General features: G+C 51.8%; 28 protein-coding genes. 7 read left to right on the top strand and 21 right to left on the bottom strand.

Translation table 11 applies throughout. From position 1 onward, the window contains the following. Positions 1 to 2: 2 nt before the first annotated feature. The 11 genes from HMPREF0663_RS08790 to HMPREF0663_RS08740 form a co-directional block, all read right to left on the bottom strand. The gene (locus HMPREF0663_RS08790; RefSeq protein ID WP_004370100.1) at positions 3 to 2,819 is read right to left on the bottom strand and encodes a hypothetical protein; all 2,817 of its coding nucleotides are present in this window, start codon (positions 2,817 to 2,819) and stop codon (positions 3 to 5) included. Positions 2,820 to 2,887: 68 nt separating this feature from the next. Then, positions 2,888 to 3,355: a hypothetical protein gene (locus tag HMPREF0663_RS08785; RefSeq protein ID WP_004370099.1), complete on the bottom strand. Its 468-nt coding sequence runs from the start codon at positions 3,353 to 3,355 to the stop codon at positions 2,888 to 2,890. A gap of 87 nt (positions 3,356 to 3,442) precedes the next feature. Next, entirely contained in the window at positions 3,443 to 7,552 is a 4,110-nt protein-coding gene (locus HMPREF0663_RS08780; RefSeq protein WP_004370098.1) for a hypothetical protein, read from the bottom strand. Between the two features lie 286 nt (positions 7,553 to 7,838). Further along, positions 7,839 to 8,363, bottom strand: a complete 525-nt coding sequence (locus HMPREF0663_RS08775) for a hypothetical protein (protein ID WP_004370097.1) — start codon at positions 8,361 to 8,363, stop codon at positions 7,839 to 7,841. A gap of 75 nt (positions 8,364 to 8,438) precedes the next feature. Next, positions 8,439 to 8,945, bottom strand: coding sequence for a hypothetical protein (locus HMPREF0663_RS08770; RefSeq protein WP_004370096.1), 507 nt, complete (start codon positions 8,943 to 8,945; stop codon positions 8,439 to 8,441). Beyond that, the gene (locus tag HMPREF0663_RS08765) at positions 8,936 to 9,259 is read right to left on the bottom strand and encodes a hypothetical protein (protein WP_004370095.1); all 324 of its coding nucleotides are present in this window, start codon (positions 9,257 to 9,259) and stop codon (positions 8,936 to 8,938) included. Before HMPREF0663_RS08765 ends, HMPREF0663_RS08770 begins: the two co-directional genes overlap by 10 nt. Next, positions 9,231 to 9,662, bottom strand: a complete 432-nt coding sequence (locus HMPREF0663_RS08760) for a hypothetical protein (RefSeq protein WP_004370094.1) — start codon at positions 9,660 to 9,662, stop codon at positions 9,231 to 9,233. Before HMPREF0663_RS08760 ends, HMPREF0663_RS08765 begins: the two co-directional genes overlap by 29 nt. A 45-nt stretch (positions 9,663 to 9,707) precedes the next feature. Then, positions 9,708 to 10,199: an N-acetylmuramoyl-L-alanine amidase gene (locus HMPREF0663_RS08755; protein WP_004370093.1), complete on the bottom strand. Its 492-nt coding sequence runs from the start codon at positions 10,197 to 10,199 to the stop codon at positions 9,708 to 9,710. A gap of 1 nt (position 10,200) precedes the next feature. Further along, complete coding sequence (locus tag HMPREF0663_RS08750) at positions 10,201 to 11,406, bottom strand: BACON domain-containing protein (protein ID WP_004370092.1); 1,206 nt, start codon at positions 11,404 to 11,406, stop codon at positions 10,201 to 10,203. Between the two features lie 57 nt (positions 11,407 to 11,463). Continuing rightward, the gene (locus HMPREF0663_RS08745; RefSeq protein WP_004370091.1) at positions 11,464 to 12,522 is read right to left on the bottom strand and encodes a head maturation protease, ClpP-related; all 1,059 of its coding nucleotides are present in this window, start codon (positions 12,520 to 12,522) and stop codon (positions 11,464 to 11,466) included. A 34-nt stretch (positions 12,523 to 12,556) separates the two neighbouring features. After that, positions 12,557 to 12,799, bottom strand: a complete 243-nt coding sequence (locus tag HMPREF0663_RS08740; RefSeq protein ID WP_004370090.1) for a hypothetical protein — start codon at positions 12,797 to 12,799, stop codon at positions 12,557 to 12,559. Between the two features lie 243 nt (positions 12,800 to 13,042). On the opposite strand from HMPREF0663_RS08740, the gene HMPREF0663_RS08735 reads away from it, so the two are divergent. From HMPREF0663_RS08735 to HMPREF0663_RS08705, 7 genes are all read left to right on the top strand, one after another. After that, positions 13,043 to 13,486, top strand: a complete 444-nt coding sequence (locus tag HMPREF0663_RS08735) for a YfeC-like transcriptional regulator (protein ID WP_004370088.1) — start codon at positions 13,043 to 13,045, stop codon at positions 13,484 to 13,486. A gap of 11 nt (positions 13,487 to 13,497) precedes the next feature. Further along, a complete protein-coding gene (locus HMPREF0663_RS08730) occupies positions 13,498 to 15,036 on the top strand; it encodes a hypothetical protein (RefSeq protein WP_004370086.1) in 1,539 nt (512 codons plus the stop codon). After that, positions 15,033 to 15,458 carry a phage protein Gp36 family protein gene (locus HMPREF0663_RS08725; protein WP_004370083.1) on the top strand — a complete coding sequence of 142 codons (426 nt, stop codon included), beginning with the start codon at positions 15,033 to 15,035 and terminating at the stop codon, positions 15,456 to 15,458. The genes HMPREF0663_RS08730 and HMPREF0663_RS08725 overlap by 4 nt, the downstream gene beginning before the upstream one ends. Positions 15,459 to 15,470: 12 nt before the next feature. Further along, positions 15,471 to 16,832, top strand: a complete 1,362-nt coding sequence (locus HMPREF0663_RS08720) for a phage portal protein family protein (protein WP_004370081.1) — start codon at positions 15,471 to 15,473, stop codon at positions 16,830 to 16,832. A gap of 119 nt (positions 16,833 to 16,951) precedes the next feature. After that, positions 16,952 to 18,130: a phage head morphogenesis protein gene (locus HMPREF0663_RS08715; protein ID WP_004370079.1), complete on the top strand. Its 1,179-nt coding sequence runs from the start codon at positions 16,952 to 16,954 to the stop codon at positions 18,128 to 18,130. A 127-nt stretch (positions 18,131 to 18,257) separates the two neighbouring features. Then, positions 18,258 to 18,827: a phage virion morphogenesis family protein gene (locus HMPREF0663_RS08710; protein WP_004370076.1), complete on the top strand. Its 570-nt coding sequence runs from the start codon at positions 18,258 to 18,260 to the stop codon at positions 18,825 to 18,827. Between the two features lie 83 nt (positions 18,828 to 18,910). Next, complete coding sequence (locus HMPREF0663_RS08705) at positions 18,911 to 19,354, top strand: hypothetical protein (RefSeq protein ID WP_004370074.1); 444 nt, start codon at positions 18,911 to 18,913, stop codon at positions 19,352 to 19,354. Between the two features lie 93 nt (positions 19,355 to 19,447). Here HMPREF0663_RS08705 and HMPREF0663_RS08700 read toward each other — a convergent pair whose 3' ends face one another. The 10 genes from HMPREF0663_RS08700 to HMPREF0663_RS08660 form a co-directional block, all read right to left on the bottom strand. Beyond that, on the bottom strand, positions 19,448 to 19,711 hold the full coding sequence (locus tag HMPREF0663_RS08700) for a hypothetical protein (protein WP_004370073.1): 264 nt from the start codon (positions 19,709 to 19,711) through the stop codon (positions 19,448 to 19,450). A 154-nt stretch (positions 19,712 to 19,865) separates the two neighbouring features. Beyond that, positions 19,866 to 20,534 carry a DUF3164 family protein gene (locus HMPREF0663_RS08695; RefSeq protein WP_004370072.1) on the bottom strand — a complete coding sequence of 223 codons (669 nt, stop codon included), beginning with the start codon at positions 20,532 to 20,534 and terminating at the stop codon, positions 19,866 to 19,868. Positions 20,535 to 20,548: 14 nt separating this feature from the next. Further along, positions 20,549 to 21,052, bottom strand: a complete 504-nt coding sequence (locus HMPREF0663_RS08690; protein ID WP_004370071.1) for a hypothetical protein — start codon at positions 21,050 to 21,052, stop codon at positions 20,549 to 20,551. Next, positions 21,040 to 21,348, bottom strand: coding sequence for a hypothetical protein (locus HMPREF0663_RS08685; protein WP_004370070.1), 309 nt, complete (start codon positions 21,346 to 21,348; stop codon positions 21,040 to 21,042). Before HMPREF0663_RS08685 ends, HMPREF0663_RS08690 begins: the two co-directional genes overlap by 13 nt. Continuing rightward, positions 21,333 to 21,605 (bottom strand): hypothetical protein, encoded by a 273-nt coding sequence (locus tag HMPREF0663_RS08680; protein ID WP_004370069.1) that lies wholly within the window; start codon positions 21,603 to 21,605, stop codon positions 21,333 to 21,335. The genes HMPREF0663_RS08685 and HMPREF0663_RS08680 overlap by 16 nt, the downstream gene beginning before the upstream one ends. Before the next feature lie 12 nt (positions 21,606 to 21,617). Next, on the bottom strand, positions 21,618 to 21,968 hold the full coding sequence (locus HMPREF0663_RS08675) for a hypothetical protein (RefSeq protein ID WP_004370068.1): 351 nt from the start codon (positions 21,966 to 21,968) through the stop codon (positions 21,618 to 21,620). Between the two features lie 22 nt (positions 21,969 to 21,990). Next, on the bottom strand, positions 21,991 to 22,308 hold the full coding sequence (locus HMPREF0663_RS11770) for a hypothetical protein (RefSeq protein WP_004370067.1): 318 nt from the start codon (positions 22,306 to 22,308) through the stop codon (positions 21,991 to 21,993). Positions 22,309 to 22,311: 3 nt separating this feature from the next. Continuing rightward, positions 22,312 to 22,551, bottom strand: coding sequence for a hypothetical protein (locus tag HMPREF0663_RS08670; protein WP_004370066.1), 240 nt, complete (start codon positions 22,549 to 22,551; stop codon positions 22,312 to 22,314). 192 nt (positions 22,552 to 22,743) lie between these two features. Continuing rightward, complete coding sequence (locus tag HMPREF0663_RS08665; protein WP_016665202.1) at positions 22,744 to 23,526, bottom strand: AAA family ATPase; 783 nt, start codon at positions 23,524 to 23,526, stop codon at positions 22,744 to 22,746. Between the two features lie 47 nt (positions 23,527 to 23,573). Beyond that, positions 23,574 to 24,470, bottom strand: coding sequence for an AAA family ATPase (locus tag HMPREF0663_RS08660; RefSeq protein ID WP_004370063.1), 897 nt, complete (start codon positions 24,468 to 24,470; stop codon positions 23,574 to 23,576). Positions 24,471 to 24,484: the final 14 nt, after the last annotated feature.

Below are 24,484 nucleotides of genomic sequence, written 5' to 3'. Positions count from 1 at the left end.
CGTCAGAACGTCACCGCTTCGGATGCCGACAGGGTACCGTCCTTGTTATAAAGCGTGAGCACAACGGCAGTGACCTCCGTCAGGTCATCCGTCGTAATGGTGACGCTGTCGCCGATGCCGCGGTGGCGGGCGTTCCACTCTTCGTCGCCCGCAGCGTCTTCGCTCTCGCGTGTCCATACCATCTGCGAGGCGTGCAGCGTAGGCGTGAGGTCCTTGCCGCCTTGGATGACGGTCGCCTTGAGCTCGGCAACAAAGCCCTGCCCCTCGCGGTAAAACATGTCGCCCCTGACAATGTCGAGGTGCAGTTCGATGGCCGCTTCGCCCTTATCGCCTTTCTCCCCGCGCGACACCTGCTTCTGCCATACCGCAGAACCGTCTTTCGGCTCCTCCGTCGTGCTTTGTCCGGGCGCTATGGTACACAACCAATAGCTGCCGTCGTGCGACACACGGTCATGATAGTAGTAAGACTGTCCTTCCTGCCACTGCCCTTTGTCGAGCGGTATATCGTAAGCGTCTCCGTTGTAGTCTGTCAGCCGGAACGTTTTTGCCGCCACCTCGTGCATCTCCGGCGAGGAAATGTACACACGCTTGCCTTCTAAAGTATAGCCGTTCACCCCTACATACTGTACGATACCCGCATCCTCGCCCTGTACCCTGATCATGGTGATGTTCTGCCGCGACTTGTCGGTGCGGTTTCCGAACTGTACGATCTTGTCGCCGGCCGACGGTACGTCGCTGTCATGCGTGATACGTCCTTGCCCGTCGGTAGTATAATCGCGGTCTGTTTTGCTCAGTACGACATAATCGTCGCCGATGGCAATCACGCGACGCCAGTAGTACCGGTTGGAGACGCCCTCATGCACCCCCGCCCTGATATTGTCCGTACGGCACATGGCCTGATCGTCCGCCTGCCACTCGTTACGGGTAGCCGTGGTACCATCGTCGGCAAGGAAATAGCATTTATAGCCGTCGGGCGTGTCCTCCACCTTCGTAATTTTCGAGCCCGCTCCTGAAAATACGGTGTCGCCGCCTACATGACTGAGCTCGCGCCGTTCCAGCACGGCAAATACCGCCTTTCGAAGCACCTCTATGTAGTCTACCTGCAGATGGGTTGTACCGTCGGTGTTTTTATACAGCGCAAAACCACTCTCGCCACTCCGGTAGTTATCCGACAGGATGGCGCGGAGGATAGCTCTGCCGGTTGCGTCGAGGCTGTGCCCGCCGCTCTTACCGAGGGCGATACCTTTTAAGAAAGTAACAAGCTCCGTCAGTGTTCCCGGGCGGTCCTTGGCAAGAAAGTCCTGCAGTATTCTGCGGGCCGAAAAAAGATTGTTGTCCGTGGGTAGCGTGTCGTCAATCGTGCGGATGATGTCGGGCAGTGCTGATGCAGCCTGCCGTGCATACGACTTTACTTCTCCGATACTGTCCTCGATCTTGGTCATGGTACCCGTCGACAGGGCATCGCTGATCTCCAAGTCTGCCTGCGAGGGCAGCGTAACTTTTCTGGTTATCTTCGTGATCCTGCTGCTGCGGTAGCCGGTTTCAGGAAAATACTTATCGCTGTACAGCTTTACGCGCCGGCCGATCAGCAATTCCGCATTGTTGTATTCCACCCATACGTGATCGGTAGGAGCTTTATACACCGACCTATCGATGTAATGCTCACGGTTGAAGGCTTCCACGGCCTGCAGGAATTTCTTTTCCGCCGGCGGGTAATATTCGTCGGGCATCCGCAGGTTCCACAGGATATACTTGTCGCCCTTGGCGGGTATCAGCATGCCTCCGGGTAGCTGCGTTCCGTCCTTGTAGGGCCACGTCGTGATGATTTCGAACTCTTTCTTGCTGCTGTCGTAGTTCACCTCGAAGTCCCGGCCGTCGAGTTCTCCGCTTTGAAATACCGCATGCTTAACCTTTCCTGCCAGTTCGTACTTGTTCGGATCGAAAGAAAGGGCATCATCCTTGAAATAATAGATCGTAAACTCTTTCCCGTCATCCCCCTTCTTATTTACGCTTCTAACCGAGCTGACAGTTCCAATTCTCTTGGGATAGATTTCCTTGAATGCTTCCGCCTCGTAGTGATGGATGACACCGTATTTCTGCACATCCTTGTCGACGTATTGCTTTCCATCCGGCAGTTGCAGCCGCGCATGACCGTACTTCGAGGGATCGATGTTGCGGCTGCTGCCGATGGGAAATAATCTTGTATAAAACTTCACGTTGTCCGCCACGTCGCGCTCCAGCGAAGTCAGCCCCCTGCCGTAGCCGAGTTCCAGTTCCGTGCCGGTCTCCGCCCTGCAGATGTTCAGCGTCGTGCCCTCGAACCAGTATTCCGTGCCGGCTGCCTTGGCGACCTTTTCCAGCCCCTCGTTGCAGTAAGTACCTTCGTAGTCGATCGTCAGGTTCTCGGTTGCAATCACACTACCCACCTTCCACCTTGCCGTGCCCATGCCCTTGTTGATGGCTTCGATGATCATGGCGGCATGCTCCCTTGCCGGCGCCGTCAGCGTGAAGACAGCTTCGTTCTGGCCATCGGAGTTCTGCAGCACAAGAAAACGTCTGATCAGGCTTTCTATGCCGTACAGCTTTACGTCGTATGCCCATTCAACGGTGCTGATCTGCTTAGGCAGGTATCGCTCCGCCGACCAGTAGCGTTCGCCGCAGAAGTCGGCATAGTCGTTCACGTCGAGCATCACGGCCTCGTACAACGTAAAAGAGAGTGACAGCACGTTGTCACCCTGCAATGCCTTCTGCTGCTCGCTGCTGCTGCCGGGTTCCACGCTGCACTTCAGCTGTCCGTCCTGTGAATATATGTCTATCATCTTTATCGTTTAATTAAAATGTATGTTTTTCTCCCCTCCCTACAGGAGAGGGGGCGGTGGAGAGGCTCTCAGAAGCTCGGCTGAGGTTCTCTGAATTTCACCTTGAACCCTCCGGCCTGTGCCGCTTCCACCCAAAGGCTCGACAGAGCGTCGTAGCCGTCGGGAAATTCCACGCAAAACATCTTCATCGTGATACCGAGCGTAGGAAATTCGAACGTAAGCCAGCCTTTATCGCCGGTTTTGAGTGCTGTAACGAAATTACGGTAACGCGTGAGAAACTCTGCGCGTGTGGGGGCAGACAAGGCGAAGTTCAGCGTCACATCACGCGCTGCCGATCGGGGCTGCAAATCGGCGGAGTATTTCTCGCCCTGCTGCTCTCTGATATCCACGGCTACGTGTTCTTTCATCTTGGAGGGTGCGAGGATGGCTCGCAGGTTCTCCTTGCCACCACGCCGCTCTTCCCTTAGAAAAACGTGGTATTCCTCCCACAAATCTTTGCCGTTCAATGTCGCCAGTCCGCTCAATATATGCTTCATATCGTTATTTTTTAAAGGGTGAAAAAGTAAAATATTCAGTTATCGTCCTTCATCTTTCATCCTTCATCTCTCTTCCATCAGTCCTCCTTACCGTAAATGAAAACCGTCCTTTTTCAGAGCGTGAATGTCTTGTGCGATTTCGTCCAAGCGTTTGCAGTGGGAGGTGTTCTCCTCGATCTTTGCCAAACGCCCCGCCACGCTCGTCATCCTACTGGCCACGTCCTCGAGCCTTACATCCATCGATGCCCAGTGCCGCTGGCCGCTCGTGAACAAGCCCTCGAGCTTCGTGCCCTGCTGCTGTGTCATCGTCTCGAAGCTGCCGCTCTTTCCACTCTGTGATGCCTTACCGGCGCCGAAGATGTCGATACCCTTTTTTGCCGCCATCTCCTTGAACCTTTTCATGAGCTCCTCGTACCGGCCTTGATCGCTCAGCACTCCTGCCGTCAGACTGTCCAATATCCGTACGTAACTGTCGAACTTCGCCTCGCTGCCGAGGCTGTCGTTCTTCATCACCTCAAGCATCTTCTTCTGCGCCTGCTCGATGTACGGCGCTATGGTCACGCTGTAGATCATGTCCTTGCCCAGCTTTTCGAGCAGGCTGCCCATCTTGTCGACAAAGTTCTTGCCGGCGTCGGTGCCGTTTCTGAAAGCGTCTTCGAGTACATCGCTGATCGTGCTGCCGAACTCCCCGAAGACATTCGTCAGATAATTCTTTACTTCCTCCCACGCTTCTTTCTGCTTTTTGGCAAGGTTGATCATATTCTGCAGGGCCGCCTTGTGCTCATCGCTCATACGCCGCGTGCTGACAATCGTTTCGGCCAGACTGACGTTAAATTCGCCGTTGGCGGAAATCAGCTGAGGGTATACGGTGAGTACCGAGGAATAGAGGTCTTTGCCCTTTCCCCAGCCGAACAGTCCGGTTTTCTTATGCCCCGTCACGATGCTGATGTCGGCAAGCCCCGCGTAGGCATCGGCCATCTTGCGCCGGCTTGCCGAATATATATCTATCCGTGCACCCAGAGCTTTAAAATAGCCCGTATCGCTCTTGCCGCTGCCGCGCAGGGCGGCGTTGAGTTCTTCGACGGCCTGCTTCATCACCTTGATAGCGTTGCGCGCCTTGCCGTAGCTGTCCGTACCGAAGATGGTCGTGCCGCGCTCGTATTCGAGGTTCTGCTGCATCAGTAGCAGATTGTACTCCCGCTGCTGGGCGATGGTCTCGTTCATGACGGCTTTCAGCGCAGCCTTGTGCCGTGCCGATGCCGAAAAGGCCTTGGTTATAAAACCGATGGCTTCCCCTGCCACAACTGCAATGCCGCCCACGACACCCCCTTGGGCAAAGCCTTTTCCGATATCACTGACAGCGGACATTACGTCCTGTACGTCCGACATGCTTTGAGCCATGCTGTCATTGTCTGCTGCCTCGAAGGCCTTGGACAGCTGCCCTGCCAAAATTCCCACCATATCTGCGGCGGCAGCTGCCGACTTACCGAGGTTGATAAGTTTTTCTTCCAGCGATTTTTCCTTATCCCCGTCCTCATTCTTTTTAAACAGTTCCTTTACCGCATCGGCAAGGGCTTTGAAAGGATTTTTATCGAGTACGGTTTTTTTGAGCTTTTCATACCGGTCCATAAACGCTTTCAGCGCTTCGGGCGACTTCTTGAGCTTTTCGTACTGTTCGGGTGTGATACCTATACCGGCGATATCGCCCTTTGTAATGCGCTCGGTTTGCTTGCCGTTTTTATCCCGGAAGACAACGGTGCCGGAGGCATCAGCCAAGCCTTGCCGTTGTCCGTCCATATACCGGAAGAGCAGTTTTATTTTGGCGATGATCTTTTCTATTTCCGAAACGCTTTTGCCCGAGGCGTCCTCGAAGAGTTCCACCAGCAGCGAGGCGTCGGTTTTCATCTCGGCGATCTCCTTGTCGTTCACCTCTCTGAGCTGCTTGTCGCGCACCTTGGCAGCCTGAACGATGGCTGCATCGATCTCCGAGGCGTTGCCGGCAGTCCGTCTTTTGTTCAGTGCTTCCACATCCTCGGCAAACTGTTTTTCTATATTCAGCCGCTGTGTATCGTAATCTTGATATTTTCCCAAGAGCGTATCCAGCTCTTCTTTTTCTTTCTTGTTCTTCCGTGCCGTGTCCTCTTCTTCTTTCTTGCCAATCTCTGCAAGTTTGGCGGCATATATTTCCGCGGCCTGCGCACGCTGCTTGGCAGCATCCGCGTGTATTTGATATTCCTGAGCGGGAGTGACCTTCGCACCCGCCTTGCGCAGCTTCTTGTACAGAACTTCGCGCTTACTCTCCTCATCGGCGATACGCTGCTTCTCCCGTTCGAAATTCAAGTTCGCTTCTTCTCTTTCTCTTTCGTAGCCGTCTTTGATCAGCACTATATAGTTGTCTTCGATTTTCCTGCGGGCGGCCAACTGGGCTTCGGCAAAGGCTTTGAGCTCATTGTTGCCGGTCGTCTTGCCTGTCTTTCCGGGCGCCGTATGCCCGCCGAGGCCGAATGTTTTGGCGATCTTGTCGTATTTTTTCTGCAGTTCCCTAGCCTCCTGCAGCGCCTTATCCCTTTCAGCCTCGGCCGCTTTAATTCTGAGCGCCTTGTTTTGTTTGTTGGATGCATCGACGGCACGATTCATTTCCCAAGGGTTTACCCCTGCGGCGAGACCGCCGACGATGGCCATAGTGCGCGTGAAGATGCCGGCATAACCTTTCACGTCCTTGTCGGGCGTGGCCTTGAGCTTATTAACCTCCTTGTCGGCTTCCACGGCTTGGTTGACCAACGCCTGCGCCTTGGCCTGCAAGAACAGCATCTGTATATACTGTTCCGCTTTCTGTGTCAGCACGTCGTACCATTGCGCTACGGTGTCGTAATAGCCCATTGCCTCGCCGTACTTACGGTTGAGCTCATCTACCTTTGCCTTTTCCTCTTTCTTCGAGCCGGTGAAATTTTTCAGGGCTTCCTTCGTCGTGTCGATCTCGAAGCGTGTCTTGAGCATCACGGCACGGCCGTAGTCCTCCGTCTCCGCGAGTTTCTTGGCTGCCTCAGCCGCTTTGCTCTGTGAATCGCTCCACCGGTTCCACAGGGCGATACCCGCAGTGATCGCAACGCTCAGCCCGAGCGTCAGCGTACCCATGAGTACGGTGGCGGCGGTGTTCGATATTCCCAAGGCGACGGCCAGCCGCGCGTTGGCTGCCGTAAGCAGGTTCTTCAGCCGCGTCAGGGTGACGGTACGAAAGGCGGAAGTGCTGAGCAACTGCGAGGATACCTGCTGCAGACCGATCGTAATGCTCATGACGGCCTGCAGCTTGGTCTGTATGCGCATGAGGTCTTCATTCTCTTGGTTAAAAAACGCCATGATACCCATGCCGGCAGACAGGCTGCCGGTAAGCATGTTGATACCGGAGACAACACCCTGAAAGTTGGCATTCGGAGAGGAAAGCACTTTCATGGCCTTGTTCGTGGCATTGAGCTGTTGCTGCAGCTTGGCTGCCTGCGCCTCCAAATCCCGATACTCCTGCGTGTCCTGCCTGCCGGCCTGTGCCATCAGCGTCATCTCATTTTTGAGCTGCCGCATGCGGGTGGTCAGCCTGACGGTCGAGCTGCCGGCGCTTTTCTGTTGCCTCTCCAAGCTGTGAAGCACGCCGATTTCTTCTTTCAGCACGATTTTGGCGGCATCAAGATCGTCGCCAAAAATCTTTTTATCTTTATCCGAAGAGGCGGCTGCATACTTGGCTTTCAGATCGCCGATGTCGCGTTGTATCTGGCTGACGACCTGACGCTGCTCCCGAAGTCGTTCCGTCACCGTCTGTGCCTGCGTGCCCGCCTGCGCGGCACTCTGTGCCATGCCCTTATCTGCCGCCATCACCCGCTTGGCTGCCTCGACAAGCTGCACGTGCTGCGCCTCCAACTGTTTCAGGGCACCGCGCTCCTCATCCAAGGCCATGCGGCAGGCGTCGACCTCGGCCTTCAGCTCCGTCTGCGCGGTGCCGGGCTTCATCGCGCCATACTGCGCTTCGAGCTTTTTCAGGTCATTCTCGATGCCGGCGATCACGGAGCGCTGCTCGGCAATTTTGCTGACAATCTCCTCCGATGCAGCCTGTATCTTCCGTTTCAGCTGGTCGGCTGACAGGCCGGCCTTGTTGAGTCCGTCCGTCAGGTGGTCTTTTAACAAAATCTCTATTTCTACCGGTTCCATCTACTATCGTTTAATCGCTGTTCAAACGGTTTTCAAATGCCGTTTTAAGGAGATACAAAAATATTCGGCAGTTGCGTGTATTACAGCTGGCTCTGAAAGAATTCCAATACCTCGTCGCCGTCATCCGTCTTGTCCTTTTTCTTGACGAAACGCGGAGCGTCGGCCAGCATCATGATCAGTGTCTGGTAATTGACGCGGTTTAGGATATAATCGATGCTCCATCCTGTGGCATCGGCAATCTGCCAGATAAAACCGAAGGGGCTATGAGAATGCTCGTAAGTACTCTTTAACTCCCCTTCCTGCTGCGGCTCAGTCTCAGCCTCATCGGGTTCGTCATCCCGGCTGATCTGATAATACTTGTAAAACCCTCCGTGCCCAAGAGGAGCACGAACTGCGTCATGGCGGCACGCATGTAGCGGTCTTCGACCATATTGCGCAACACCCATGCCGTGATGCCGCCGAAGAGCTTCGCCCGAAGCGGCGAACGGCAGACGGTCAGCGCTACGATGCGGCTGATATCTCTTCCGTGCTCGGCGAGGAACAGCATCTCCTCGTCCTTGGTCATGCTTTGCAGCTGCTCGCAGGTCGTTCCCAATTCCAAGTAAAGGCGGGCTATTCTGATCTGCGTGCTCAGAAAGGGGCGCCGCATGGTCAGTCTCCATTGCAGCCGTTTTCTGCTGAATGGTATCCTGATCTGCTTGAGGAGCACGGACACGCCGATATCCAGCAGCGCCTCGGCAGCCTCTTTTTGGATGGCCGCCTCTTCGCTTCTCTTCCCTGCGAGAGGTGTGTCATAAGCAGTTTCATTCATATATCGCTTTTATTGCTAATTTTCAATAGCTGCCCCTTCCTACGGAGAGGGAGGGGCAAAAGAAAAGTTCTCTTTTCATTTCATATTCTTGATGGAATACGGTGCATCGTCGTTTTCAGGCTTAAGAACATTCAGCTGACATTCTATCTTCGCCACCTCTTTGAGCGAGAGCTTGCCCCCGAGGTTCGAAATGAGCGTGCCGTTCGGAATTTCGATCTTCTTGCCGGTCGGCGTTTCGATCGTCCACGCCCCACTAAGCTGTATCAGGTCTTTGGGTGCCTCCCAACCGGTGGCTTCGGCGTCCGGATCGCCAGTCTGCTTTTTAATCAACTTACCGCCCAGCAGCAGCGCGAAGTTGATATAATTCAACTGTATTACACTAAACTTCGGGGCGATCGTCCCGTTGCTCTGGGGTAACGTCATCACGGGTGCATCCGGCACCTGCTCTGCATTGATGTCCACACTCTCGGGCTGCTTGCCGTTAAAATCGAAGGAGTCTTTTTCGATCCAACCCACTTCCTTGTCGCCGAATGAGAGCTTCGACAGACCATACAAAAAATTCTTGTTTACATTTACTGCCATAGTTTTCGCTTTATTAAAATTGTGATTGTAAGTATAATACCTGCAAAGATTGCAAATCCCCATATATCGGTACTATAAGACATAATTTTCTCTTTCTTTTCGGTCCGCTTTTCCATATCGGTACGGCTGTAACTCCGACTTTTTACTGCATCTTTCCGCTCATAATAGAATGTCTGCTGCGGTATGCTGTCGCTTGCTGCCGTTATATGAAGGCTGCCGCCCTTGCGCTGCACATACAGATGCGTCCTGCCGTGCCGTTTTACGTAACCTGCACCGTCGGGCAGACTAAGGAGGTTGACTGTCGGCAGCGTCATCTGCAGACTGTCTGCCGATACCGCCGTCGTACCCCATGCCCGGATTACGGATACGGTGCTGTCCCGTCTTAGACTGTCTGTATGTGTCACGCTTTGCTCCATGAATTTTCGTGTCGTTCTGCAACTCGTTGCGGATAGGACAGCCATCCCAATGACGGCATACAGAAGCGTGCTGTATAGTACGCTCAAGCCGCGTGATACTCTTGTATAATTTTTCATTATCTTGTCTTAATTCTATGAGTGTCAACTGAACATCCTCGTACATCTGTTTATAAGTGTCGTGCACGATTTTGGCTGTCTTTGCCGCCCGCGTCTTTTTGCTCGTAATCCAAATTATGGCGGCACCGATACAGCCCGACGACAGCACCCACTGCAATATACGTATGATCGTTTCCGTTGACATTTGTTTATCTTAGATAGCGAGGGGGAAGTAAAAGTTCCCTTGTTCCTACTCTTTCATTTTCAACTCCTCATCCTGCTGCCTAATTCCTATTTCTCTTAGCCATCTTACCGCATCGAAGCTCGGACAGGCCTTGCAAGGGTTCAGGTCATGGTGTCCCACGATGCGGATTTGCGGGAAACGTCGGTGAAAATCTGTAACATAACGTTTCAGGGCTTCCCGCTGCGCTTCCGTCCGCGTGTCCTTGGGCGTTCTGCCGTCGGCAGCCGTGCCGCCCACATAGACGATATGCCGGCTCACGGAGTTGTACCCCTTGGCACCGTTGGTCACCTCCCAAGGATCGACAGCGGCATCTTCGTTGTTATTCACGAGCCGTTCCACGTGGCCGTCCAAATGGATCATGTCCGTGTATCCCACCTGTTTCCAGCCGTGGCCGCCCTTACCGACGGGGGAGGTGTGCCAGCGCCGTATTTCTTCGGCGCTGACTTCCCGACCTTCCGGAGTTGCCGTGCAGTGAATAACCAAATATTTCATTTCCATGCTACACAGCTTTCGAAGTCGTCAAGGTCAGAACGGTCTTTTTTGCCTTATCCTCACGCAACGTGAAAGTAATCTTTCCTGTCACTTCCGCAGTCTTCGACTCATTCGGCGCGGCAGTGATCTTCACGCCATCTTCGGTATCTTCTATCGAATAGCCGTTGGGAGCCTTGGAATAGGTATAGCTGCCCGTCGCCGTCACGGTAATTGTTTCGGAACCTCCGGCCGCCGTGAATGTCAGCGCCTGCTTGGAAAGCGTCACTTTCTCTTCTACGGCCTTGAATTTCGGCTTCGTGCGACTGTCGAGAACCACTACTTCCTCGCCGAAAGCGATATTGGTGTCGGCTTTCATGAGTAGCTTGCAGAAGTACAGTTCACTCATGTTGCTTACCTTATCGATCTGTATCACATCTTCGTCATCCTGCAGGTTCACCGCAGCAAACAAGTTGCCGTCTGCATCTGGCGAGCACAGTGTAGCCACGATCACACCGTCGGGCCATGCTGCCAAAGTCTCGATGGCAATGCCTTTGTAGCGCTTGATGTTGACGGCGGTCTCGTCGGCGTTCTTGTTGTCGCGCTTGGTCAGTTCGTCATCGTAGGTGTCGAAATCGGCGATACTCATAAGGATACGCAGGTTCGGGTTGTTACGGATGGCAACGGGGATACGTCCTCTGACTGCCTTGAGCTTGCCTGTCATGGTGGTCTCGGTCGTTGTCACGACAATTACATCGCCATCCTTGGCCATCTGCGTAAGAATACCATCGAAAAGATGGTCGTCGTCATTGCCGTATTCGCCGTTTACATAATGATCTCCCAACTCGAACTTCACCTGTTTGGAAAGGGCCTCCAGCAGTTTGTTCTGTACGTCGGGCGGCAGCTGCGAGAACACGAGGTTTCCTTTCGGTTGGAACTTGCGCCAAATATTTTCGAAGGTTCGGGGATTGAACACCGTAAATGCCATAAAATCCTGAGGGACCAGCTTCTGCTCGGTGTAATCAAAATCACCCTTCGAGTCGTCGACGGTCGGGTTCTCCTTGCGTTTCTGAAGCATCTTGCCTGTTCTTAGACGCGGTACGCTGATAGTTTTCTCCACACCGGGGATCATACAGATCAGCCCCTTTTCCACAATCTCGTTGCCTGTTGCGGCCGTCGTGAGTATCTGCTCCAGCACTTCGCCGGAGTAATTCGTGTTTCTTACTTTTATTGCCATAATATTGTCTTTTTATTTATTGTTATTCGTCGATAATCACTAATCACTCTTCACTAATCATCTTTCACTCATCCTTTTTTTCTGACGATCCTTGATCTCGCTCATTTTCTTTTCCCACGGACTTTCATCGCCGGAAGGATCGATAAGAACATCCTCTATAGCCCTACGCTTAGGCTTTAGTGCGTCAATTGTCTTTTTACCGGCCTCGAAATCACTGTCCAAGAGAGCCTGATAAGCAGGACGGCTTACGACATCGATCCTGCCGTCGGCTTCCGCTGCATCCAACAGGGCTTTCTTTGCTTTGGCCGCTTCTTCTTTCGCTTTCGCTTCAAAATCCTCGTTCTTTTTCTTCAATGCGGCATTCTCAGCCTCCAGTGCGTCGACCTTTACTGCCTTGGCTTCAAGCTGTCCTACGATTTTCAGGACATCCTCATCTGCGCTGCAGTCCTTGAACCGCGCGCTTTTCTTAATACTTTCAAATAAACTCATATCTGTTGTTGTTTGTGGCTTGTTAAGCCGATTACTGAATGTTGTGTATAACTGTTCTATCGTCTGGTCTTCAGGCACTGGCTGCGCATCATAGATGGCGTCGATGAAACCAGCATCCAACGCCTGCTGTGCAGTAAGCCAGTGATCCTGTCCGTCGAAATACCGTGCCTTCACTTCCTCTTCCGTCAGTCCGATACGTTTGGCACACATGGCGCAAAGAGTGTCCTCAAGAGCTTCCAGATCGCTGATACAGGTAGCCATCTCGGATTTGTTGCCCCAGCAACCGCCGTACGGAGAATGAAGCATCAGCCGTGCGTAACGGCTCATCTCCACATGCCGGCCGCACAGGGCTATGACGGAGGCCATCGAGGCAGCAATGCCGTCGATGAAAATACGCACGTCGGCCTTGCAGTTCTTCAGGGCGTTGAAAATGGCGATGCCGGCATACACCTCGCCGCCTATCGAATTGATGCGCACGTCAATGTTTTTATAGGTCGCCTCGGCCTGCAGAAGCTCACGGGTGATGTCTGTACTGCGTACATCTTCATACTCGCCGATCTCACCATAAAGGAGTATTGTACAACCTCCGCCGGCAACAACCATCTGATCTTTGAATTTCTTGCTCATGTCGTTATTTTTTTAAAGTGAAAGAATTTCATCCTTAATCTTTCATCCTTCCTTGCTCTCCGAACTGTAGTACGAACGCGATGGCTGCCGGCACACCGACCAGATAGGGATATACCGTACAGAACCATTCCGGTACCCGTGCCCCTGCAGCCATAAGAGCCGCATTGATGGCGACAGCGCAACCGGATATGCCCATTGACAGGTTACGTATCCGACGGTACAGGCGGGGCGTCTCTGCCTGCCAGCGTTTTTTCAGTATTACAATCAACTTTTTCATCGTCTTACGGATTTGTTTGCAGTGCAAAATTGGGTGTTTTTTTCATGCCGTGCAAATCGCGGTTTTATCATAACGTTTTATACCGTTATCATAACGCCATAAAACGTTATCATGCTTTTCCGTTTTGCGCGGTTGCATTATTATTGCCAATTTTGCAGTAGTTTAATTAGGGAACGATAAAGGAGGGAAGACAAATATTAATCTCTTTTTACTCCTTCACCTTTTTACTTAAAAATAGGAACGATGGCAGAACTGACAAACAACCAAAAGAAAGACTGGGCACGGATGCTTTACCTGAAAGAAAATCTTACGCAAGCCGAAATCGCCGAACGTGTAGGGGTGGCCCGCATTACGGTCGGCCGGTGGGCACAGACAGAGAAGTGGGAAGAACAGAAGGCAGGAATGACCGTCACGCGCGAGGCGCAGATCGCCAGTCTCTACCGACAGGTGGCTGAGATTAACAGAGTCATCTCACTGCGCGAAGAGGGGAAACGTTTCGCCGACAGCCGTGAGGCGGACATTCTTGGCAAGCTCTCGGCGGCTATCCGCAAGATGGAAACGGAGGCGGGCATTGCCGAGATGATCAGTGTGCTCACGCGTTTCGTCGAATGGTTGCGCCCCGTAGACCTCGGGAAAGCGAAGGAAATCGTGCTGCTGGCCGATGCATTTATCAAAGATAACCTGTAAAAGAAAAAACGATGAAACAGACAGACAGAAACGCACTGCTCAACTGGGAGGCGCTTAAAGAAAGTATCATCAAGGCGACGCCGGTAGACCGCTCCATGACGTATACCGAACGCGAGAGGCACCGTGCGTATCTTGAAGCGCACCCCTTGGAGTGGATCGTCTTTTTCTTCGGAATCGATAACAGAGATGAGTTTGCAGAGTTTGCCGACTTCCACAAACGGGCGATACAACGTATCGTCGCACACGACGAATGGTATGAGGTTATCTCTTGGTCGCGGGAGTTGGCCAAGTCGACTGTCGTCATGTTCACCGTTCTTTATCTGGTGCTGACGGGGCGCAAAAGGAATGTCATCCTGACATCCAACACCAAGGACAATGCGATAAAGCTGCTCGAGCCTTACCGCGCTCATTTGGAGTTCAATGAGCGTATCAAGGCCTATTACGGCATTCAACAGAATATCGGCTCGTGGGCGGAAGACTATTTTGTCACTAAGAGCAAAATCGCTTTTCGCGCCTTGGGGGCCGGAGAGTCGCCGCGCGGTACCCGCTACGGTAATGTCCGCCCCGACGTGCTGCTTGTCGATGACTTCGATACGGACAAGGACTGTCTCAACCCCGATATCATCGACAAGCGATGGGACTGGTGGGAACGGGCGCTGTATCCCACGCGGTCCGTATCCAAGCCGACGTTGGTCGTATTCTGCGGCAACATTATCGCCAAGGACTGCTGTGCAGTACGGGCCGGAGAGATTGCCGACCACTGGGACATTATCAATATCCGCGACCGCGAGGGGCGCTCCGTATGGCCCCAGAAGAACACGGAGGAACATATCGACCGTGTGCTGTCCAAAATGTCGACCAAGGCGGCACAGGGCGAGTACTTCAATAATCCCGTATCCGAGGGAGAGATATTCAAAGCGATAAACTACGACAAGGTCCCTCCGCTTTCGAAGTTTAAGTTTTTAGTCATCTACGGTGATCCTGCACCGGGAGAAAATAAGAGCAAGGTTTCGTCGACAAAGGCAGCGATACTGCTCGGCAAGCTCAAGGGCAAGTTGTACATCATCCGCACGAAACTCGACCGTGGACTGAATGCCGAATTCATCGACTGGTACGTGGAGCTCCTCGATATGGTTGACACCGATACGCCGGTGTACTGCTATATGGAAAACAACAAACTGCAGGACCCGTTCTTTCAGCAGGTATTCCAACCGCTCGTTCGTAAGGTACGGCGGGAGCGGAGAAACGACCTGTATATCAGGGGCGACGAGAAACGCAAGGCGGAGAAGTTCGCGCGCATCGAGGCTAATCTTGAACCTATGAGCCGCGAGGGCAATCTGATTTTTAACGAGCAGTATCGCGACGATCCGCACATGAAACGCCTTGAAGAGCAGTTTCTGCTGCTTACCCCGCGTCTGAAATTCCCCACAGACGGTCCCGACTGCGTGGAGGGCGGCAACCGCATCATCGACGATCTGCAGCGCAGGGAGGAGCCGCCTGTAAAAATGCCTCGCAAAATGATACGAACAAGAAATAAATACAGACTATGAGCAGATTTATCGAACTAAAAGACTATGACGCGAGCATCCATCGCGAGATACTCGACGCGCTCACAAGGGCCGACGGCTCTCTTGTGGAGATATGCGAAGACCGTGCCGTCGCAGAGATGCGGTCTTACCTGTCGAAGCGGTACGACTGCGACAGGATATTCGCCGCACAGGGCGAGAGGCGTAACCAACTCGTCCTGATGATGTGCATAGATATCGCCGTATATCACATTTTCTGCATCCATAACCCCATGAAGCTCTCGCAAATACGCAAGGATAGGTACGACAGGGCTGTACAGTGGATCAAGGCGGCAGGTCGCGGCGATATCTCCATCGACGGGGCGCCGCTCGCTCCGGAAGAGGACAGACAGAAGACAGACGCTTTCCGTATCGTGGGTAACCGGAAGAGAACCAACCATTTTTAATATGAAACAGACATGAAACAAAGCAAACGCATAACCATCGGGGGGAACGTTCCCTTCCCGGGACAGAAAACGCCCAGTACGATCGTGCTACGCCAGCCGAAACGCTTCAACATCGATATCTCGGATTTCATGACGGCCGTACAGGCCGCCGAGAATGTAGACTATCCGATGAGATACCGACTGTACGACCTCTATAGCGATATCCTCACGGATGCGCACCTGTTCAGCGTTATCGACCGGAGGATGTCGTCCGTGGCGTCGGCAGACATCTCGTTCATGCGCGACGGCGTTCCCGATGCCGCGATCAACGGGCAGATAGACTCGCCGTGGTTCATTTCCTTGGTGCGCGATATTCTCGGGGCGCGTTTCTGGGGCTTCTCGCTCCTGCAGTTCTACAAAAAGGACGGCTGGATCGACTACGATCTCATTCCGCGCAAGCATGTCGATCCGATAAGAAAACTTATCCTGCGCCGGCAGACGGATATCGCGGGAATACCATGGGAGGAGTACGACAACCTGCTGCCTGTAGGCAGACGGGAGGACTTGGGCCTTCTCGCCAAGGCGGCACCGTGGGTGATCTACAAGCGCAACGATGTGGCCGACTGGGCGCAGTTTGCAGAGATTTTCGGCACGCCCGTCAGGGAATATATCTACGAGACGGACGACGATGATGCAAGAAGACGGGCCATCGCCGACGCAGAGGAGGAGGGTAGTTTGGCGGCGTTCATCCATGCCAAGGATACGGAGCTGCATCTTGTGGAAAGCGGTAATAAATCCGGTTCATCAGACCTGTACGACAAGTTCTGTCAGCGCTGCAACAACGAGATTTCGAAACTCTTCCTCGGCAACACACTCACCACAGAGTCACAGACGCACGGCACGCAGTCACTCGGTACGGTGCACAAGAAGGAGGAAGACAAACTGCTGCGCGACGATCAGAAGTATATCCTCAACGTGCTTAACTACGATATGACGGATATCTTTCAGGCAATGGGTATCAACACCGATGGCGGAAAGTTCGTGTTCGTCGATCCTAAATATACCGACCTGCAGTCCAAGATATCCATACTGACGCAGCTGAAGAACTCATTCGCTCTGCCCATCGACGACGACTACCTGTACAACGAGTTCGGCATCGATAAGCCGAAGAATTATGACAGCCTCAAAAACGACGGTCGGAAAACGAAAAACGAGAAAATGGTCGGTATTGCTGCAGAGAAAACGACAGAAAGACAAGAACCCGTACAGGATAGTGACGGAGAAATGCAGAAAAACGGTAAAAAGACGGGGCGCGCACGGCTCCGGAGACTCTCGGACGCGTTTCGCCGTTTTTTCGTCCGCGCCCCGCATGGCGGGGCTCCCTTAGACTGGTAGTCGACCGTCTCTACGAAATCAGAGACGGACAGAGCGGTGGTGTCTCGACGGGGTTTTCGTTTGACGGCGATGTACTCAAGCGGGCGCTCAAGCACATATACAGCACAGAGTTCCATCCCATGACCGAGATCGAGGAAAACCTTTTCGATGAGTTCTGGAAGATATACAACAGAGCTGCTGCCGAAGGTTTTGAACAGTCTGGAGTTCCTCTTCCTGCCGGAGAGGGATTGGGAAGCGAGGCGTCCTTTTTCCGCGGCAACGCCGTCTTCGCGGCTTTCAAGGTGCACCGCATGCAAAACGATATGGCGGCGTTGCTGTTGGATGAAAACGGCGACTTAAAACCGTTCGAACAGTGGTTAAAGGATGTGAGCCCCATCGCCTCACACCAGTGCCGAAGCTGGCTGCGCACAGAATACGACACGGCAGTTCTCAGGGCGCGGCAGGCGGCGGACTGGCAGCAGTTCCGGAGGGAAAAGGATATATTGCCCAACCTCAGGTGGATGCCCTCCACAAGCATACACCCGGGAGCGGATCATAAGGTGTTCTGGGGTGTAGTCCGTCCCGTTGACGATCCGTTCTGGGACGCGCACCGGCCGGGCGACAGGTGGAACTGCAAATGCTTTCTCTCGTCCACCGACGATCCGGCGACGGAGCTGCCCGACATCCCAGACGAAAGTCTGGCGGAGAACGGTCCGCATGCAGGCCTTGACAACAACCCGTGTAAGGACGGCAGACTTTTCTCCGACACGCATCCCTATATCGCCGGAGCCTACAAGGGGGCGAAAAAGGCCGTGGAGAGATTCGTAAAGCAGCTGGAAGAGAAAGACAAGTACGAGCCGGACCGAAAGTTCGGCGAAAGGTTGCAAATCAGCACGGCGGCAGACAAAACGGAGCTTAAGGAAAATATACGTGCCGCAAAAGTTCTGCTGTCTTCGTTCACCGATATGACTGTCAAGATACGCCCGCATATCCTTGTGCATGGGCGGAAGAACCCCGAATATGAAATCGACGGATTTATTGCAGACCGTAAGGGGATTGAGAGTGAGAAAGGTATTGCTTCCGCCTTTAAAAAAGCGATCGGGCAGGGTTGCGAGATTGTAGTGATAGATATCGATGCAAAGATGCAGCGCCTGAATGTCAGACGTTTGGCAGGACACATCTATTGGAGAAAAAGAGATTTTGAAAACGGAACGATAAAGGCTTGCTATGTTATATCCGCCGGAAAATCCGTGAAAATAGATAAGGCTGCGGACACAAAAGAAAAGATAATGAAAATCTTGGAAAAATTAAAGCCGTAAATGATTACGGCTTTATTCGGACGGTGCAGCTTGAAGTCATCGCGCCTTGTATGCACTCGCATCCGATGCAAATATACAAAATAATTTGATACAAACAAACAAAATCATCAAAAAATGAAGACATTCTATGGATATGACGGGATTTATAAGACTGCTGCAAAGCAAGAAAAAGGAAACCGACGATCTGATACACCGTAAGTTCCCCGTTAAGGCGGGACGCATGGCCAAGGATCATTTTCAAGAGAATTTCCTACGGCAGGGTTTTGTTAATGGAGGACTGTATCCTTGGAAAAAAACGAGGCGGCAGCTGTCGGGCGGCGGTGCCGAGGCGGGCTACGGTGCATTGCTCTCTGCTCGAGATCGTCTATTCGGATCGATCTCCTATGCTCCGGGAGATGCCCGTGTCACGGTGTACAGCCAACTGCGGTACGCACCCCTCCATAACTGGGGAGGGTGTGTCTCGCCGCAGGTTACGCCGCAGATGCGACGCTTCGCATGGGCTATGTATTACAAAAGTGGCGGTAGGAAAGGACGGCAGACACCCGAGGCGGATCGATGGAAAGCGCTTGCCCTGACAAAGAAACAAAGGCTGAATATCCATATCCCGCAGCGGCAGTTCTTGGGCGGAAGCCGTGAACTTACAAAAAAGATCAGAGAGAAAATGGAAAAGGAAATCCGTGCCGTAATCCTCAAATGATAGAACAATCCGGCCTGCGAGCGAAGCGGGTATAACTCCCGCTAACTTCTTTATTTCTAAAAATAACTTAAAAAATAAAAACAATGGAACAAATCTTTTTGAATATCCTGAAGCAGATATCGACGGAGCTACCGCAACTCTCGCTCGTGGACGAAGACTACGGGCAGCTGGAGACAGATGAAGATACTTACCCCGTCACATTTCCATGCGTATTGGTCGGCAATATCGACACGGACTGGAAAGACCTCGGTTTCGGGGCGCAGAAAGGGATAAGCCGCATGACGGTACGCTTGGTCATGGACTGCTACGACGACACGCACGTGTCTTCCGGTTCGGAAGCAAAGATCGCAGAACGCCTGCAGACGGCGAACGAACTGTACCGGGCACTGCAGGGATTTGTCTGCGATGAGAACATGGGACCGCTGAACCGCATCAAGAGCCGCGACTATACGATCGCCCACGGCATCAAAGTCTATGAGCAGATATACACCTTCGAATACCACGACGAAATAAAAATGGAAATGTAGGAAAGCAAAAGGGTAAAAAAGACAGAAAAGTAAAAATAGAGAGGCATATTCTTGTTTTTTATCTCCATGTTCCTTTACCTTTTATTTTTCTCTTTACTTGAACAGTTCCAGCTGGCGAACCGTCAGCTTCGGTTTGCGGATTTTCGGTTTTGGAGCAACGGCGAGGTCTTTCAATTCGCGGCATTTGCGACGGATGATCTGCATGATCCGCTCCTCGGAGATGAAAAATTCCTGTTCCGAAAGGATATGCAAAGCATCATCGAAGCGCAACCGCTCGTGCTCCGTCCAATAATAGTAGCGGCGACACAACTTCTCATCCCGCTTTTCGATCAGTTCCTTGTTTCTGCCTTTCGTCATACGCAATTGCAAATATAACGAAAAGTTATTAAACATCAAGCGATTGCAAGGTATTTTTATCGTTTCCGAAAGAAAAAGGCACCGATCCGTGTGCTCGCGCACATAAATCGGTGTCTTATCACAAAATAAACGGCTTTTATTTATCCTTGCTTTCCTACAGCCTGCAGAAGCTCGGCTCGATACGTGTCCATACGCCCGTGTCCGTGTTGCGCTTGTGGAAGTAGTAGTTCACGGCATTGCGCTGTATCACGTTAGCCTCCTTGAACAGCCGCATGATGTCGGAGTATTCTTCGTCGAACTTGTCCTCGAGCTCGTAAAGTTTGGAAATGCTCTTATAGTCGAGGTCACCCATCTTGTTGCGCTCGAGCAGCGTCATAGCCATCTGGTACATCGGATCGTCAGCACCTTTCTCGCTCTGTTGCATGTAACGTTTCAGGTAATCGATCAGGCGCTCTGCTGCGAGGTCGGCTCGCTCGTCGAAACTTTTCACTTTGTTGCTTTTCACCTCTAACCGGAAATTGCCGTCCGTGATGGTGTAGCTGCGCTGATCGCTCTTCTGCACTTCTCCGTACTCACGTATCACGCCGATAAACCCCTCCGTTTCCTTGGCGAGCCACTCGCGGAAGTCCCTGACGTTTTCCGTCAGTATCATCAGTTTTGTTTCCACATCGTTCATGAACTCCGCACGCATGGCCTCGTAGGCCTTGCGCCGCTCGATACGGCTCGTACGTTCATCTTTCTGGAGCTCGGCAAGCAGTCGTGCCCGTTCTTCCTTGCTCAATTCGGCGATATTCACCGTCTTTTCCTGTTTTGTCGTTTCCATTGCTTTGTCCTTTCTTAATTTTTAGTTGTCAATTCTTTGTTGAATATAAATGTATATTGCACTGTGGAATTGCAATTCTGTTGTTCCTGTCGTTTTATTCCCCCTTTGCGCTCTATCATCCGTAGCTTTACGGACAAGGCCTCGAGCTCCTCAGTGTCGATCTTGTGGAAAGGCTTGCCTGCAAGCCGCGGGTGCATACAGAAATTATCCACTCTCGCCCAGTCGGTGGTATCCACGCCCAAGCGCTGCATGAGCTTCAAGCACACGCTGCGACGTTGTTTGAGCTCTGCATACCGTGCCTGCCTGATTTTCTCTTGGGTATTCATACCCGTAAGGTCTTCAAGGGCGGAACAGAGGGCATCGTATTCTATGCGGCGTATCTCGCGTAGACTCTCCGTCCTGCCGTTCGTGTATTGTGAAACGACACTTTTCTTAAATTCCTCGCGTTGATCGTTATCTCCAAAGGAGAGATGTCGCAGCAGCCCATAGAAGCGGGCGAAATTGGTTACTTCCTGCATGGTATCTCTTCATTTTCGTTCTTAAGAATCATATTGCAGCCGAGAAGTTTAATACTCGATGAGAAACGTACCACAGAGTTATCATCGATATCGAAATGTACTTTACCTTTTTCTACCAGTTGCTGCAGTCTATTCTGTACATTTTCTTTCAGTTCTTTTCTTTCTCTTTTCGTCGGATACCCGCCGTTGAAGCCAAAGGCTTGACTGTACACTATTTTGACATTTCCATTGATTACCGACCAGCGAACGGTAATCACGCCGACACAGTTCTTTGGATGACTTACCGCTCTTCCCATAACTTTTCCTCCTTCCAATCTTTATAATTCTTACGGGCATTTGCCACGGCTTCCGGCAGCGTGCCCTTGATATCGTTTACCCCGAACAGTGGGATACCGTTCACGCAGGTGTACAGTTCGCCGTTAAATTCCATCACCTGCACAGCCTGCCGTGCCTCTGCGTCGAGTAGCGCCTGACGCTTCGCCTCGATACGTGCCGCATGCTCTTCGTGCCACACCTGAAGGCGTTTTCTGATTGTTTCGAAAAAATTGTTCATAACTTTGTAATTTTAATCTATGATCGTATATTTTATTAAATCGTTGCAATAAATAGAAAAACCTCTCTTCTGACCTTCACGTATAGCAACCACACGTGCATTCCCTAAGTACCCAAATAATTTTTGTTGATACCGATCTAATACTTTATATCTTCTCTTATCTTTTTCTATTGTCATTCCTACACGAACCGGCATGCCGGATGAGTCGACTAAATATTTATCTAAGAAAGCATCCTTTAACTTCTCGATTTTTATTTTCAACGGTAGTATTTCCCGCTTCTCTATTGCTTCTATTTCCTTATATATTTTAGATACAGATGCGGTTAGTATCTCTGCGTCTTTTCTACGTTCTATCTCATCCATTTTAATTTTATTTTAAATTATCTCAAAACAAACTCAATTGATCTCCGGGCTGTCTTACTATCTCCAGTCGGCAATCCGGATTTCTGATGTTACATAACGTATCTTCATCTATATTGTTGAAACCGTATCCGTGCTTTTCAAAATACTTTAACGGACATTCTATCAGGTCCGCCTTGATATGGCAATGGGGAGGCTGCGGAACTTCTGCCTGTGCGGTGAGCCATTCTGGAGGTGAACACCTACAATCCGATATAACGGAAGTAACCTGATATAAACGTCCCTCGCAGCACTCTTCATGTCCTATCCAATGAACTCTGAATTTATCGCCGACATGTATCATTGCTTATTGTTTTTCGCTTGCTTTCCACTCGATAGTTACCACGGCATCGAGCTTACCGCTGCCCTTGCAGATAGGACACTCCATTTTATAACGTTCCTGCCACGGATCGTCCACCTGCCACAGATAGCCGTTGCCCTGACAATACTGGCACTTGTGACCGTTGCTCTCCACTTGCTCGCTCATCCGTCCGCCGGAGATAAGCAGGCGAGGCTCGATCTCGATAATTCGTCTTTCCTTGCTCATATTCACTGTATTTCTAATTGTACATGGAAATAAAACTCTCTGCACAGGCGTTTCACCTGTATAATCTTAAAAGGCTCTGTATCAAAAGGGAAAAATATTGTTCTCTCTCGTGTCTGTATCCGCACGCCTTTCTTTCGTAATCTGTACAGCAGGTTGTCTCGCTTACTTGCCATAGTTTTATATTTTATAGTTTTACTTCATATCCCGTAGACACTCCCCTCCTTGGGAGGGGGCGGGGGAGGTCCCGCCCCAATATAACTCAGCTCGCTCTGCCCAAACGGTATAATACCCTTTGTTGCCGAAATACCTGCCCTTGCTAATAGCCCTGTATCCCTCCACCCATATCTTCAGACTGGCATCATACATTACGCTCACGGAAGGTCTTCCCGAAGGCAGATTGCCGCTTGCCTGACTGACAAAGACGAGCAGCTTGTTCTTATGCCGCTCCTTGAACGACAGATAGTCCTTGAAGCTCATCTGGGTATACTGAAAACTGTCTATTACGATGATGTCAGGGCTTTTCCGTTTGTTCAGTCGAGCACTGAGGTCTTCCATGCTTTCGTTCAGCAGCACGAACCGGCGGGCCACGTCGGCCATACCCACGCGAACGAAAGCATTTTTCATGGTCAGGGATGTACCCTCCTCAAGACTGTCATAGGCTACGCGGCCGAACCTTGCCAGCTCCTTGCAGAGCTGCAGCACAAAGGTTGTCTTGCCGCTGCCGCTACGCCCCCAGATGAACCATACCCCGTTTCTCTCCGGCTCGCCGAAGGCTTCTGCCCACTCACCGCCGAACTTGAACGTTTCCTTTTTCATGTTCAGTACGTCTGAAACGGACAGGGCGCGTGGCAGCGGCTTGTGCTTCTGCAGCCACATCTCTTTCTCCAGTTCTCGGGCACAGAGCCTTAGTTCGCTGTTGGTTTGCGTCAGCTCGGAAATACCCTGCGCAGCATCTTTTTTATATTGTTTCGTCATTATTCGAATACCGTTTAAATGTCGTTCAACCGACTTTAAAAGCATAATTATCTGCTCTGCTCTTTTGTCGGGGCAGAGCCACCGGTCCGTTTTGCTCTGTGCACGCTTTTCTTTACTCTACGCAGGTCGAATTCGAATTCCTCTGAGTCTTTCACCACTTCCGAGATATCCGCTCTGTCTGTCACGCCGTTGGCCTTGCAGATGGCGGCCACGTCTTGCGGCGATGTACACTCGAGGTCGAAGAACCGGCGACCGATACGGCTGTGTATCTCATTATAGCCGCATTTGTTGTAACGCAGTCCGTTTTGCATGCGCCGCTTGATGTAGCTCGTTGAGAAAAAGACGATGCCGCATTTGTCTTCCAGACGGTTATATAGGTCGATGAAATAATGGAACACGCGTTCGGGCAATTTATCTGCCTCGTCGAAAATGAGCAGCGGACTGTCCATCTGTACAAGCCCGTCGATGATGCGGTCGAGTAGTTCTCTGATACTGTAGCCTTCCGTCCTGAGACCGGTGCGCTTGGCGATCTCGCGTATGAAGTCGCTCTTGCGCATGTCTTCCGAGCAGAGTATATAGAATACCTCCGCATGTTCCTCTGTATACAGACGGGCCGCGGTTGTCTTCCCGCATCCGGCCTCGCCGACCATCCATGTGATATTTTTTGCTTTCTGTGCGTCTCGCATAACGTAGCTCATTTCCTGAAACGGCAGCGTCTCCACTATTTGCCATGCACCCGTGTCCGCCATACCGATCTGCACGCCGATGTTGCGGAACATCTCGTCCGATATGTTCTCCCACTTTCCGCCCAGAATGCTGCTTACGGTGCCGCTGCTCGTACCCGTAAGGCTCTGCGCCGCTTTGTTCTGACTCGGAAACTTAGCCGCATACATGCGCAGCCGTTCCTGAACGTTCTGCTTTTCGCTGCTTGTCAACTTTCTCATGATCTTGTTATTTT

The sequence above is a fragment of the Hoylesella oralis ATCC 33269 genome, from assembly GCF_000185145.2.
Classification (GTDB): domain Bacteria; phylum Bacteroidota; class Bacteroidia; order Bacteroidales; family Bacteroidaceae; genus Prevotella; species Prevotella phocaeensis.
The sequence above is the reverse complement of the archived record's forward strand: the minus strand, read 5'-3'. Positions and strand labels throughout refer to the sequence as shown.